Raw genomic sequence first — 12,486 nt, 5'->3', positions numbered from 1 at the left:
GGGTTATCGATTTTTAGGGTCTGTTTCCTTCATTGATACAGTTGTGCAATCCTACCTGAACGCGCTCTAATCGGCCCTCACCGGGACTAACGTATGTTCTGTAGTTCTGCACGCCAGTCTCAATGGCGGGTTCCGGCCCGAAGCGGTCATTCTTTCAGGACCCTGTTAAGGCATCCCTTCAGTTCGTCTCCGTTAGTTGCTCGCAACCTTAACGCATCTCTCTAGCAAATTCAGTGCTGTAAACCGATATTGAAGACCGCCATCACCGCCCCGCCGGTGACCCAGGCTTGTTTGGCGTCGGGCGAGAATCCAAGGGTTAGGGCGCCCCAATAGGGCATTCGAAATCGCTGAAGAACAGTGCCATCAGTCATCGACACAAGCGCGATATGGTCATAGTCGCTAGGCATCGTTATCAACGCGTATCGCCCATCGGGGCTGATTGCGGGCACCTCGCTCGTCGAGAAAGTTTGGGCCGTTCCCGATAGAGACCAAATCAGCCGACCGGAGCTTACCTCCCTTAGCTCTGCGATCATTCCTGACCGCGGCGTTGGCGGCGGGCAGCGATTGCCGTTCTCGCACAACCACCCGGTGGCACTCAGATTTCCCATGATCAGCGCTTTGCTGCCATCAACCGAAAGCGCATAATTTTTGCGAATTGCGTTGCTGTGGATCGGCACAACCCTCGGCCTGTCACCTTGATCCCAGAGCACCCAAGTGTCTGGAGTCCAGGTGGCCAAAACATGCGCTCGTCCCGTTCCGTCAATGCGAGAGGCCGCTGCAACAAGAGTTCTCTTCGCAGCCAGCCCTTGGATCGTTGCAGTCTCAACCGATTCCAAAACCCGACCGACTTTCGCGTCGACGAGTGAAATCGTGGTGTCACTGAAACTCTCTGCCGAGGGCGTGAATGTTGCAAAGGCCAAGCCGTTGCCGCCCATCCAATAGATCTCACGCAGCGTCCCGTTTGAGTGAGAGAGAGGCGGCAGAGGCGTCTGTTGTCCAGTATTGCTGAAGAGGTATGGCTGCCCACGTGTAATAACAACGCCTTTGTCATTCATGATATCCTTGACACCAATGACCTCGGTCGAGTCTGCAAGCCATTCAAAGGGGGCATGTCTCGTGAACACAGATAACTTGGCATGCCCCGGAAAGGTGTGGTTCGCATCGTCGGGATCGACACCGCCGACCCACAAGCCTTCAATGGCATGAACGCTGAATATCTTGCTTCCGTCGGGCGAAGGCGAAACGGGATAACCCCGGTGGGCCACCGGCAAGCAATGGATTGCCGATAACATCATTGGTCCAGAAGGTTGGGGCTCGAGTGACGCTATGGTGTCGGCCCAGTTCCCACGGCAGTTACTCATCAGGGGGGCGCTCTTTGCTGCTGGAGCAAAGATCAAGCTAAGTGCTGCCAAAACGACCAACTTCAACATGTGGCACTCCAGTTCATCCCAGAAACACAATGCTTCGAAAGCGCACAAAGGATCATTAAACGCGTTAGGCGTATTCTACTTATTCGAGCGATTTGCAGTTGCAGCCGGTTGTTGGGCGATCTCCAAAGCGACGCGATAGTGAGCTTAGCTCCGACATGCCCTCTCATTCAGATATCAATCGCTACTTCTAGCGCAAACCAGCCGTGCAGCCCCTATCCACCAGCCTCGCCGAGCGTGTCCCCGCCCGGCGACATGTCATTTCGGTAGCGAAACGATTGGTGTATGATCGGCGTGTTTGGAATTAGCGCCGGTGGTCACGCCCGGTATCAAGCTTAGGTCGTCGGCCATCGCGCGTTTTCCATTCCGCTGTGAGGGCCATTCCATGCGCGAACCAAAGACCGATGAAATCCTTGAGGCCGTACAACTGGCATTTACCGATGTCAGAAGCTATGTCGATGGCCAGTTCGGCCAGCGGGAGCGCAAGACCGGCCTGATGTTCAAGAACCTGAACGACCGGCTGGATGAAACCAAGCGGCTGGCGATAGCCAACCGGCGGCAGATCGATACCGGCGCGAAAAGGCGCTCGTCGCCGCGAAGCATCCTCATCAAGAGCTTGACCACACGGTTGATGGCCTTGGCGCTGAAGCGCGGCGAGCCGGATAAGCTGGCCGAGCAACTTTACGGCGCAGGCAAGATTGTCGAGGCCACCCGCGATCCGGTCGGCTGGCTCAGGAAGGCCGTCACCAATCCGGCGATGACCAGCGTGCCGGGATGGGCCGCCGAACTGGCAAATCCGGGCGTCTATGGCGGCGTCATGAGCGAGCTTGCGCCCACCAGCGTCTATGCCGCCCTGAAAGCGCGCGGGATCAGCGTGAACTTGACCGGCACATCGGGCTTGAGATTTGCCGCCAGGGCGAAGCCAGGCAGCATCCCGAATTGCTTTATTGGCGAGGGCCAGCCGATCCCGGTAAGGCAGCTTAGCTTTCTGGAGGGCGCATTTCTGACGCCGCACAAGGCCGCCAGCATCAGCCTTTTTACCGGCGAGCTTGCCAAGGCATCGACGCCATCAGCCGAGGCTATCATCGGGCAAGCGCTGGCCGAGGATATCGGCATTAGCGTCGATACCGCTTTGCTCGGCAACGCGGCGGGGACGGCCACGCAGCCGCCAGGCCTCCTATTCGGCGTGACTCCGCTGACGCCATCGGCGGCCTCCGATCCAGCAACCGCGGCAAGCGCTGATATGGCGGCGCTGGCGGCGGCCATCAATCCGGCGGCGGCATCCCCGGTCTTCGTCATGAATTCCATTCAGGCGACCAATGCGGCCATGCTGGTGCCGGGATTCGGCGCGGTGGATGTCATCGCCTCGGATACCGTCCCGGCAAAGACGGCCATCGCCCTCGACGCCGCCGATTTCGTCAGTTCCGTCGATGACGGCGAGGTTAGGGTCGAAACCGATGCTTCGATTGTTTCGAGAGACGATCCCACGCCGGTATCGACGGGCGCAAGCGGCACGGACGCGGCGAGCGGCAGCCCGCATCTCAGCTTGTGGCAGATGGATCTGCTTGCAATCAGGATTGTTGAGGACATCAGTTGGGAGATGCGCCGGGCTGGCCGGGTAAGCGTCGTCGCGAATGTGAAATGGTGAATTCGCCATGCCAAGTCAGGCAATTGGCGGGTAGCGGGCGGCGGGCCTGCTGAATCAATCCCCGCCGTCCGTTTGCATGTTTTGAGACCGCGCACGTCTGCTATCGACCTATAGAGCTACACTTGACCGAATCTTGCTGATCGGCTTCCTATCCAGCACGGAGTTCCAAAGGGTGTGAAATGGAAGACGACATCTGGAATCGGGCCTTCTTTGACGACGGCGAGTGGGTTTCATGGTCCGATGTGGAAGAACAACTCCAATTCCAAGAGTGGCGAGCAAAGTATCCGAATGCCATAAGATCTTTGATTCCGTATTTTCAGGATCTCCTTTCGCTCGCAGAAAGCTACCACTTTGAGACAGGCCGTCATCTCAACGTGTACGGAGACATTGGGGAACTCTTCGGCGCCATTACCTACGGAATAAAGCTGAACAAAAATTATGCGCAGGGTGCTGACGGTAGGCTTGGCAACGATCACATTGAGATCAAAACCATCACCCCGTTCAAGACCAAGGACGAGGTCATCGTGAAAGTATCGGGAAACTTCAGCAAGCTGCTCGTCGTGAAGATCAACGCGGACTTTGAAGTCTCATCCCGGATGGTCGATCGCTCGAAGCTCCCGAAAACGGCAAAGCCTTTCCTCAAAATAAGGTGGGCAGATCTGCTCATGAGCGGATCGGCGGAAATAGTGAATAAATGACTCCGGGCAACAATCGATTCGCCAAGCCGAGTCAGGCATCGGTGGATAGCGGGCGGCGAGCCTGAGTTTAGGCTCGCCGCCACATCATTGCCTCAGCTGACTAGCCATTGGAAAACGTCGTCAAGGTCGGCGGAATAGTCCGAACCGAAAACAACACAATTTCTGTCGTCTGCCAGCAGATATCCCCCTACTTCCGGGTCCGGATTCTTGATGAGCAGAAACCCGAGCTCTTCGGCACGGCGATAAGCACTCATCTCGAGAGCGTTGAACTCCCAAGTAATGTCCTTAGCGGTCACGATACATCACCTTCTTTCCACAAGGATTTTCAGTACCGTGCCGTGCAATGCCTGCCTTGTCGTGGAACCGGCGCCATGCCGTGACAAAATCGCTGTGCCTCACCCCACGCGAGTATGTTTCCCACAATAGCGAGGAAGCGCAAATCTCTTTATGCGTCCTCAAAGATTAAATGGGGCAAGCAAGCTGGTACAAAAGCGGAACGTGAATAAATGACTCCGGGCAACAATCGCGGCATTTCGATAAGTGACTCGGATTTGCAAGCCATTGAAAACATTAAAAGATGGTATACCCCTAGGGCGTGCCAATTTTTCTAATTATCCAATAAAATCAATGACTTGAGTTTCGAGGTCACTAAGACCAAAAGTGACCTGCTTTTGATGCCTCTGCTTGAATTCCAAAATCTGCGCTTGGCGCTGCTTGTAAGCCGCGCGAACAGCCCGGATTTTGTCGGCGCTGTCTTCGTTGCCGATGAGATCCTTGAGATAGATCGTCGTCGATGCGGGGCTCTTGTGCCCCATGGCCACCTGCACCAGCGACAGGTCGCCACCGGAGGCGTGCCATAGCTCGACCGCAAAGTTTCCCCGCAGCCCGTGGGCCCGATAACCATCCGGGATATCGGCCGCCACGCACCAGTCGAAAAACTTGTTGCCCAAGCTGTCGATGGAGAACCCGGTGCCCCACTCGTTCTTGATGATGGTGCCGCCCTGGCCGACGGCTCTCCACCAGTTCCGGCAGCTGCAGGATGGTCTTTAATTCGTCCGGCACCGGGAGCCACATTTCCTGGCCGCCCTTCTTCTGGTTAAAATTGAAGGTCCACTCTTCGACGAGATCGTTGTCGATGATGGTGTCCTCGATGCGGAGCTTGTCCTCTATTACCTGGAGAGCGAAGGCGTGTTGAAGCTCATCGAGGACAACCGGCTGCGGGTGACCAAGCCGATGGTGCGGCCAGAACAGCCGTGAACAAACCGGAACAAAAGGCTTAGTGACCTTTAGTGACCTCTGGGTATTTCCGGCAGTTTTCGTTAGTGACCTCGACCCAAAAAATCCAATAAAAACAAGAAAATTGGCACTCCCCTAGGGCGTGCCACAGTTTGTCGTTGAAATCATTTGGCTTGTGACGTTTACACGATATCCTCGTAACATTGTTGTTCGGCGCGTCAAATGCTACTGAATCTCGAATGAAATCCGGTCGGTCAACCGACGACGCGTAGCCCTCGAGCCTGTAGCGCCCTCGCCTTGACTCGCGACTCGGCAACACGCCTGCTTCCTCCAGTCGGCCTCCTCAGCATGCGCAGAACATCTGGCATCCGAGCGTCGACGCTGCCATAAATGAGCTTCATCGAGGGAGGGATGATGATGCAGAAGAACGCGCCGGACTTCAGCCTTGCGGGTAAGGTGACTTTCGTGACGGGAGCGAGCCGTGGCATCGGTCGGGCTTGCGCGCTTGCCTGTGCCGCAGCCGGCTCCGATATTGTCTTGGGGATCCGCGATGTCGCGGCGTCGGCAGGCCTGGTCGCCGAACTCGAGGGCATGGGACGAAACGTCCTCCCTGTCGAACTGGACATTCCCAATGGGGTCCATATCGCACAAGCCGTCGACGCGGCTCTTACGAAGTTCGGTCGGATCGACGTACTCGTCAACAACGTCGGCGTGGCTCCGGGCAATCTTGCAGAACTCGTTGAGGAGAAAGACCTTGACGAAATACTTGATGTCAACATCAAGGGCACGTTTCTGATGACGCAGGCGGTGGGCCGTCAGATGATCAAGCGCAACAGCGGCCGGATCATCAACATCAGCTCACAGGCCGGCACCGTGGCACTGCGCGGCGAGGCAATCTATTGCATGAGCAAGGCGGCAATCAATCACCTCACGCGCTGCCTTGCAGCCGAATGGGCACGCTATAATGTCACCGTGAATACCGTATCGCCGACGTTCATCCACACGGATGGTACGGCACCTTTTCTATCCGACGCCGACAATCGCAAAGCGACGCTCGCTCACATTCCGCTCGGCCGGATCGGTGAAACCGATGACGTGGTGGGTGCCGTCGTCTTTCTTGCGTCACCAGCTGCGAGCCTAATCACCGGCGCGAACCTGCTGGTGGACGGCGGATGGTCCGTGGCCTGATGCCGAAGTGCGCAAATCCTCTGCAGACGAGAACGACGACTTCCCCCGGGCGTGCCAGTTTCTCACCTAGCTTGGATTCGACAACGCGTTGGTATCGCTACTCATGCTGAGTATGGACCAGCCTTGCTTCGGCCTGCCCCGCCGAATAGAGTTGCCGGATGGCTAGGCAGGTCCTCTTTGTACAAGGAGCCGGCGAAGGCGTCTACGATTGCTGGGACAGCAAGCTCGTGGCGAGCCTTGAGCGCGAACTCGGCGAAAACTATACCGTCCGCTATCCCCGAATGCCCAATGAGGACGATCCAAGCTACGCAGCGTGGGAGCCTGCGTTAACGAGAGAACTCGCTTCGCTGGACGACGGGGCAATTCTCATCGCTCACTCGGTCGGCGGCACCATTTTGATCCATGTGCTTGCCAAACAGCAGCCGAAACCGAGGTTCGGAGGGCTATTCGTCATCGCTGCGCCCTTCATCGGCGAAGGCGGATGGCCGAGCGACGGCATCGGCGACTGCAAGGACGTCTCAGAGGGTCTCCCGCCCGGCCTTCCCATCTATCTCTATCATGGCGCCGCCGACGACGTGGTACCCACTGCCCATGTTCATCTCTGTGCGAAGGCGATTCCGCACGCCGTCGTCCGCACCCTCGACCGCAGGGATCACCAGCTCAACAACGATATGAGCGACGTTGCACGAGACATACTTTCAGCCGGCTAAGCTGTCAGCACGCCGAAGCGCGCGCTGGATCCCTTTTCCAGCAAGCTGAACGTCTTGCCGAACAGCCATGCCGTTCCTATTTTCTTGTCAGATGCGCCCTTCGTCTATCGGTTAGGACAACAGATTCTCATTCTGTAAAGAGGGGTTCGATTCCCCTAGGGCGTACCAACCTCTCGATTCCAGATTACCAAATGGCGCACTCGCGCGAGTTCCATTCATACACAAAATCAGAAGCCGCTGATCAGCTCGACCTTCGAGCCGTCGCTGAAGCGCGAGAGCCGGAACGCTTTCGGGTCGACGACGGGCGCCCGGCCTGTAACGATATCGGCCATCAGTCGTCCCGCTGCCGGTCCAATGCCGAAGCCGTGGCCGGAGAATCCGGTCGCGATATGAAAGCCGCGAATGGAATCGACCGCCGAGATGACGGGCATGGCGTCCGGCGTGACATCGATGTAGCCACCCCAACGCTGGGCGATTTCCGCCTTGGCGAAAACCGGAAACGCCTTCTTCAGACTGTCGAGTGCATCCAGCGTCAATCTCTTCGAGGGCACCGGATCGAGAACCCGGTGATACTCGAACGGAGTTGCGTCATCCATTGACCAGCGCCGTGGCATGCGCAGCTCGTCAAAGAAACGGCCCGCAAGCCGGAAGGAAAGCGACTTCCACTCTGACCGCAAGGCCGGCAGAAACGTAGCGGCATAGCGGAACGAGGCCGGCACGATATCGACGATGTTGTCGTGGCCGCGGGCCACTGTGTAACCACCGTCCTGCCGCTTGCGGATAGCGAAATCCTTGGCCCATATCGTTTGCGCCGGCCCGCCTTCCAACGGCTTCGTGCGCATAACACTGTTCAGCACCTTCAGTTGCGGCAGATCGATGCCGAAGCGACCGGCAAACAGGCTGGACCACGCGCCGCCGGCCAGGACCACGGCATTGCAGGCGATCGCGCCGCGTTCCGTCACGACACCGCTGACGGTCCCTGCCGAGGTCTCGATACCGCGTACAGCGCACTCCGTGAGAATGGTCGCTCCCTTGTCGCGTGCCGCTTCGGCGATCGCCGGTGCCGCCTTCTGCGGCTCCGCCCGCCCATCGGCCGGCGTGTAGAGCGCTCCCGCCATATCGACACTTGAGCCGGGAACCGTTTCACCGAATTCTTGCGCCGTTAGCATGCGGGATTCGATCTGGTAGCCGTCCAGATTGGTGCGCCAACGCTCGCGCTCCGCCACCTCCTTGTCATTGGCGCAGGTGAAGATGATGCCGGCGCGCTTGAAACCCGTATCGCGCCCGGTGCGCTTGTCGAGGCCATCCCAGATTCTCAGCGCCTCTGCCATCAGCGGCACCTCGCGCGGATCGCGCATCGAGATCCGCACCCAGCCCCAGTTCCGGCTCGATTGTTCCCTCCCAATCCCGCCTTTCTCGCAAAGCGTCACGCGCAGGCCGCGTTCGGCGAGTTCCAGCGCCGTGGAGCAACCGACAATGCCGCCGCCGATCACAACGACGTCGCACTCTTTCGGAAGCTCCTCGTCGCCATGGACGGGAACAACATAGGGACCGGGCATGAGGGATTGTCTCCTGGCAGGGACTCAAGATCGTTTGGCTTGTGTAGCCCTACAACCCCGCCCCGCTTTTAGGAACCCTACCCGCGCTTCGTCTGCATATCTTACAGCTTCAGGATCGCTTGAAGGCAAACACATCAACTGGCTCGCCCAAACCACGCAGAGGAAACGCGCCGAGGCTTTCCATGCCTTCCTTGCACGAAGCCATCTCGACGAAGGCCCTGGAGAAGAGCACCGGCCGCTTGATCTCTTTCGTCAGGCTTTCCAGACGCGATGCCACGTTGACCGCAGGCCCGATGACCGTGAAATCCAACCGGCGGCGCGAGCCGATGTTGCCATACATGACGTCGCCGACATGCACGCCGATACCGTAGCGCAGCACCTCGCGACCCTCGCGCGCATTCTCCTCGTTGAGCGCAGCGACCGCGGCGCCGGCCTCCTTGATCGCCGTCAGGAGGTTTCTGCAGGCCATCGGATCGGTCAGCGGGAAGATCGCCAACATCCCGTCGCCCATGAATTTTAGGATCTCGCCGCCGTGTTTCTCAATTGGCTCCGACATCGCGTCGAAATAGCCGTTCAGCAACTCGATCACGTCATCGCGCGGCCATTGATCCGAGATCGTCGTGAAATCGCGCAGATCGCAGATGAGGATTGCCGCACCGACGGTGGCCCCGCTGCCACGTGTTGTCGCCCCAGCAAGGATCTGTCCGCTGGCATGCGGCCCGACATAGGTCTCCAACAACGTGCGCGCGAGAATGTTCTTGAGACGGATCTCGGTCACCAGTGTCAAGGCGGGCAGAAGATCCTGGAGGAAAGCAATGTGCTCGTCAGAAAAACCGCCGGGCCGGTCGCTGGCGAAGGTCGCGATGTGGCGCTTTCCGAGTGTGTGCTCCATCGGCCAAGCGATATATTCCGTAAGCCCATCACGTATCAGTTCGTCATAAAATTGATGGTGGCCGTCTCCGTCTCTCATAGCCTCGAGGTTTTTGCGAACCTCGATCGCGCCGCTGAAGATCTCGTTGACCGGACTGTTGCGAAACTGCGGTGTCTTCTCGACGCCATAGCCGAACGTATCGATCTTGGCCTCGGCCAACCCGGTGCGCCACAGGATACGTGCTCCGAGCCATTGCGGATGAAGCGTCCTGAAGTGCAACGATGCGCGCGCTACCGGTACGCCTTCGTTCCGGAGCCGCTGGCACATCTGCACGAAGATGTTGTCGATGAAGCGCTCGTCACGCGTTTCCGTGACCAGCCAATCGATGATCTTTCGCCGACGCGAGGGCCACACACCCTCACTCTGATCGTTGAAAGACAAAGGCACGTCCGAAACGGATTGCATGGCTATACTCCACAAACACGGTCGCGTCCCGATTGAGGAAGGACATCATTCATCCCCTAGATGGTGCGTGACTCTGCAGATTGAAATGGTTGCGTCCATCCGAGTCTGAGTCACCCGGCTTCTAGCCGAGCATATGCCGGGTCTCCACAATCGTCGCAGCGCTCGCTGCCAGCGGCCTGTATTCCAGCCCGATCGCGCCTCGGTAGCCATGTTCGACAAGCCAATCGACCCGTCGCTTAAGGTCGACATTTCCGCTGCCGGGCTCATTCCGTCCCGGATGATCGGCTATATGGACGTGGAAAACTCGGTCGATATCATCGCCGATCACCTCGGCCGTGTCCTCTCCCATGACGGCGGAATGATAGACATCATAGACAATGCCGATCTCGGAACGCCCCGTCGCCCTTACGATCTCGAGACCTTCCACCGTTGAATGAAGGAAATAGCCGACGTGGTCGATCAGCGTGTTGAGCGGCTCGAGGCCGAGGCGAACCCCACTGCCCTCGAGAATTTCGCCGGCGGCGGTCAGGGTTTCGATCAGCGCTGCCTTCTGCTCCTCGCGGGACTTGCCGGCAAGATCATCACCTGCCTGCGCAATCAGGGTGTGCGCGCCGAGGCGTCTTGCCGTTGCGATCGAACTTTTCAGACCTTTCAGAAACGCTTCCTTATTGGTTCTGTCTGTCAGGGCAATCATCGGTTCCGCCACAAAACTCGTGAGTTCTATGCCGGTTTCCGTCAGCGCCCATTCGATGCTGCCGATATCCTTGTTCGTCCACTTCCAGAATTCGACTGCCTCCACGCCGTGCGCGTGCGCAAGGCGGATCCTGTCCGCGAAGTTGTCGGCGTCAGCTGCGAACAACCATTCGATGCAGGCGGAAAGTCTCATGGCGGCCTCGCTGAATCGGGAACTCTTTCGCCGACAATAGTCGAGCCGCGGCAAATGGCAAAAAGCTTCCATGCTCCGTTTCTGACTTGACGCCATATTCAAGATTGCTAACGTGCGGGTGCGTATTAATCTCCCAACTCCGCCCGTCATCATTGACGGGCGTATCTTTTCCGGCTCGATCCAGAAAGTCAGGAATGGCGACAGAGGGACGATGGCTGCGGTGGGCGTATCGTTTGGCAAAGCACGCATCGTAGCGCTGGTGGCCAGCTTTCTGTTGGCACTTACCCAGATGGCCCTCTCCCAGCCGCCCGCTGCAACGTCGCATCGTGTCTGTGTCTATTCCCTCGACATGCCGACCTCTGGCGAGCGCCTATGTATCACCCGCGAAACTTACGGTCGCGATCTCTGCATCGCGATCGATCACTTCGCGCGGGAAAACGACCTGCCGCCGGAATATTTCGCCCGGTTGATCTGGCGGGAAAGCCGTTTTCAGGCAGGCGCCATCAGTCCCAAAGGCGCGCAGGGCATTGCGCAGTTCATGCCTGGCACCGCAAGGCTGCGCGGATTGAGGGATAGTTTCGATATCCTCGAATCCCTCAAGGAATCAGCGCGCTACCTCGACGAGCTGCGAATACGCTTTGGCAATCTCGGCCTCGCTGCCGCGGCCTATAATGCCGGCGAGCAGGGCCTCTCCGACTATCTCGATACGGGCCTGCTGCCCTTCGAGACACGCAGCTACGTTCTTGACATCACGGCGAATACGATCGATCAGTGGAAGAACGATCCGCCTGTCGAGGCTGCGCAGTTTCTCATTCCGGACAAATCCTTCATCGATGGTTGCATAGAGCTTGCCAGCAAGCGCCGCCTGACCGAAACCGCCTCGGTCCAACAGGGTCAGTGGGCGCCATGGGGCGCCCAGCTTGCGGCAAATAGTAACGATGCCGCAGCACTTCGCCTATTTACCGCAGTCGCACGTCAACTTCCCGCACCTCTCGCGAGCGAGGAGCCGGTCATCGTGCGCATGCGGGATCGCAGCTTTGGCTTCAGGCCGCGCTTTGCTGCTCGTATCGGCAGAGAGACTCGCGCTGAAGCTGACAAGGTTTGCATGACTGTCCGTGCCGCCGGGGCAGCCTGCACCGTCTTCCGAAACTGAAACCATTTCGGCCCCTGCTGCGGATCGGCGACGGCGAATTTTCCGGTGGAGCCATGAACTTTGGCGCGAGTTGTGCGTTTCCCCCGGAGGGAGGAAAGAGCCATGCACAGCACGCAAAACCGACAGATTAGAAATCCGGGGCCGAGGGGCCGGAGCATCGCCAACCAAGGCAGGCGGAACGGTGCCGATTCCGCCGAAGAGCGCAAATTGCACAAGCTCCTCGGGCGCCACGTCCCTGAACACGAAATTCAGGCGAATATGACCAGTAAGCCACCGAAACTTCGATAGCGGCAGCGAAAATATCAGAAGACCAGAAAATCCGGGGCCGTCTGCTGGGAGGTCAACTTAAGCGTTCCATCAGGCTGGACCACGTATTTCTCGAATGTGCGGTAACCCCATTTTCCCAGGAACGTGTTATTGATCACCGTTCCCGGCGGGTACGGCGAGCGCACGACGCGTCCATAGGTCAGGCTTCCCGGCACAGGCTCAAGCGGCGGTGCAGTCGTGTTGCAGCCGGCAAGCGCTATCGCCATGATTATTGGGGTATATCTCATCTCTCCCTCCTGAGCCGAAGCCCAAGCTGGCCGCACAAGAATGCGGCCAGATTTATTCAAGAGCGCGCCAATCGATAGCCGGCGAGACGCC

Annotated in this window: 13 protein-coding genes and 1 tRNA gene; 7 read left to right on the top strand and 7 right to left on the bottom strand. The window is 58.3% G+C overall.

Translation table 11 applies throughout. The features are described 5' to 3' along the window. Positions 1-230 precede the first annotated feature (230 nt). The gene (locus AS026_RS25080) at positions 231-1,430 is read right to left on the bottom strand and encodes a WD40 repeat domain-containing protein (RefSeq protein WP_062372481.1); all 1,200 of its coding nucleotides are present in this window, start codon (positions 1,428-1,430) and stop codon (positions 231-233) included. A 382-nt stretch (positions 1,431-1,812) separates the two neighbouring features. On the opposite strand from AS026_RS25080, the gene AS026_RS25075 reads away from it, so the two are divergent. Beyond that, positions 1,813-3,075, top strand: a complete 1,263-nt coding sequence (locus AS026_RS25075; RefSeq protein WP_062372477.1) for a phage major capsid family protein — start codon at positions 1,813-1,815, stop codon at positions 3,073-3,075. 179 nt (positions 3,076-3,254) lie between these two features. Then, positions 3,255-3,773, top strand: coding sequence for a hypothetical protein (locus AS026_RS25070; RefSeq protein ID WP_062372473.1), 519 nt, complete (start codon positions 3,255-3,257; stop codon positions 3,771-3,773). 92 nt (positions 3,774-3,865) lie between these two features. Here AS026_RS25070 and AS026_RS25065 read toward each other — a convergent pair whose 3' ends face one another. Next, entirely contained in the window at positions 3,866-4,069 is a 204-nt protein-coding gene (locus AS026_RS25065; protein ID WP_062372470.1) for a hypothetical protein, read from the bottom strand. Between the two features lie 315 nt (positions 4,070-4,384). Beyond that, positions 4,385-4,696 carry a tyrosine-type recombinase/integrase gene (locus AS026_RS25060; protein WP_160330122.1) on the bottom strand — a complete coding sequence of 104 codons (312 nt, stop codon included), beginning with the start codon at positions 4,694-4,696 and terminating at the stop codon, positions 4,385-4,387. A 730-nt stretch (positions 4,697-5,426) separates the two neighbouring features. Between AS026_RS25060 and AS026_RS25055 the strand changes: the two genes are divergently transcribed. The 3 genes from AS026_RS25055 (at position 5,427) to AS026_RS25045 (ending at position 7,075) form a co-directional block, all read left to right on the top strand. Further along, entirely contained in the window at positions 5,427-6,197 is a 771-nt protein-coding gene (locus AS026_RS25055; protein ID WP_062372547.1) for an SDR family NAD(P)-dependent oxidoreductase, read from the top strand. Between the two features lie 158 nt (positions 6,198-6,355). Further along, on the top strand, positions 6,356-6,907 hold the full coding sequence (locus AS026_RS25050; protein WP_062372461.1) for an alpha/beta fold hydrolase: 552 nt from the start codon (positions 6,356-6,358) through the stop codon (positions 6,905-6,907). A 93-nt stretch (positions 6,908-7,000) separates the two neighbouring features. After that, positions 7,001-7,075, top strand: a tRNA-Glu gene (locus AS026_RS25045). Positions 7,076-7,134: 59 nt separating this feature from the next. Here AS026_RS25045 and AS026_RS25040 read toward each other — a convergent pair. From AS026_RS25040 to AS026_RS25030, 3 genes are all read right to left on the bottom strand, one after another. After that, positions 7,135-8,466, bottom strand: a complete 1,332-nt coding sequence (locus tag AS026_RS25040; RefSeq protein WP_062372458.1) for an NAD(P)/FAD-dependent oxidoreductase — start codon at positions 8,464-8,466, stop codon at positions 7,135-7,137. A gap of 109 nt (positions 8,467-8,575) precedes the next feature. After that, positions 8,576-9,802, bottom strand: coding sequence for an adenylate/guanylate cyclase domain-containing protein (locus AS026_RS25035; protein ID WP_025661843.1), 1,227 nt, complete (start codon positions 9,800-9,802; stop codon positions 8,576-8,578). A gap of 121 nt (positions 9,803-9,923) precedes the next feature. Beyond that, positions 9,924-10,688, bottom strand: a complete 765-nt coding sequence (locus AS026_RS25030; RefSeq protein ID WP_025661842.1) for a TIM barrel protein — start codon at positions 10,686-10,688, stop codon at positions 9,924-9,926. A 211-nt stretch (positions 10,689-10,899) separates the two neighbouring features. Between AS026_RS25030 and AS026_RS25025 the strand changes: the two genes are divergently transcribed. Together AS026_RS25025 and AS026_RS43675 are read left to right on the top strand one after the other, a co-directional pair. Next, positions 10,900-11,841 (top strand): lytic transglycosylase domain-containing protein, encoded by a 942-nt coding sequence (locus AS026_RS25025; RefSeq protein ID WP_025661841.1) that lies wholly within the window; start codon positions 10,900-10,902, stop codon positions 11,839-11,841. Positions 11,842-11,943: 102 nt separating this feature from the next. After that, positions 11,944-12,129 carry a hypothetical protein gene (locus tag AS026_RS43675; RefSeq protein ID WP_025661840.1) on the top strand — a complete coding sequence of 62 codons (186 nt, stop codon included), beginning with the start codon at positions 11,944-11,946 and terminating at the stop codon, positions 12,127-12,129. Between the two features lie 14 nt (positions 12,130-12,143). On the opposite strand, the gene AS026_RS25015 is transcribed toward AS026_RS43675, so the two are convergent. Beyond that, entirely contained in the window at positions 12,144-12,395 is a 252-nt protein-coding gene (locus AS026_RS25015) for a hypothetical protein (RefSeq protein ID WP_025661839.1), read from the bottom strand. Between the last annotated feature and the right edge of the window lie 91 nt (positions 12,396-12,486).

The sequence above is a fragment of the Rhizobium altiplani genome (genome assembly GCF_001542405.1).
Taxonomy (GTDB): domain Bacteria; phylum Pseudomonadota; class Alphaproteobacteria; order Rhizobiales; family Rhizobiaceae; genus Rhizobium; species Rhizobium altiplani.
This window is presented reverse-complemented; position numbering and strand designations above follow the sequence as displayed.

Coding starts and splice junctions, on each gene's coding strand:
- AS026_RS25080 (WP_062372481.1), bottom strand. CDS start 1,430: ATGTTGAAGTTGGTCGTTTTGGCAGCACTTAGCTTGATCTTTGCTCCA.
- AS026_RS25075 (WP_062372477.1), top strand. CDS start 1,813: ATGCGCGAACCAAAGACCGATGAAATCCTTGAGGCCGTACAACTGGCA.
- AS026_RS25070 (WP_062372473.1), top strand. CDS start 3,255: ATGGAAGACGACATCTGGAATCGGGCCTTCTTTGACGACGGCGAGTGG.
- AS026_RS25055 (WP_062372547.1), top strand. CDS start 5,427: ATGCAGAAGAACGCGCCGGACTTCAGCCTTGCGGGTAAGGTGACTTTC.
- AS026_RS25050 (WP_062372461.1), top strand. CDS start 6,356: ATGGCTAGGCAGGTCCTCTTTGTACAAGGAGCCGGCGAAGGCGTCTAC.
- AS026_RS25040 (WP_062372458.1), bottom strand. CDS start 8,466: ATGCCCGGTCCCTATGTTGTTCCCGTCCATGGCGACGAGGAGCTTCCG.
- AS026_RS25035 (WP_025661843.1), bottom strand. CDS start 9,802: ATGCAATCCGTTTCGGACGTGCCTTTGTCTTTCAACGATCAGAGTGAG.
- AS026_RS25030 (WP_025661842.1), bottom strand. CDS start 10,688: ATGAGACTTTCCGCCTGCATCGAATGGTTGTTCGCAGCTGACGCCGAC.
- AS026_RS25025 (WP_025661841.1), top strand. CDS start 10,900: ATGGCTGCGGTGGGCGTATCGTTTGGCAAAGCACGCATCGTAGCGCTG.
- AS026_RS43675 (WP_025661840.1), top strand. CDS start 11,944: ATGCACAGCACGCAAAACCGACAGATTAGAAATCCGGGGCCGAGGGGC.
- AS026_RS25015 (WP_025661839.1), bottom strand. CDS start 12,395: ATGAGATATACCCCAATAATCATGGCGATAGCGCTTGCCGGCTGCAAC.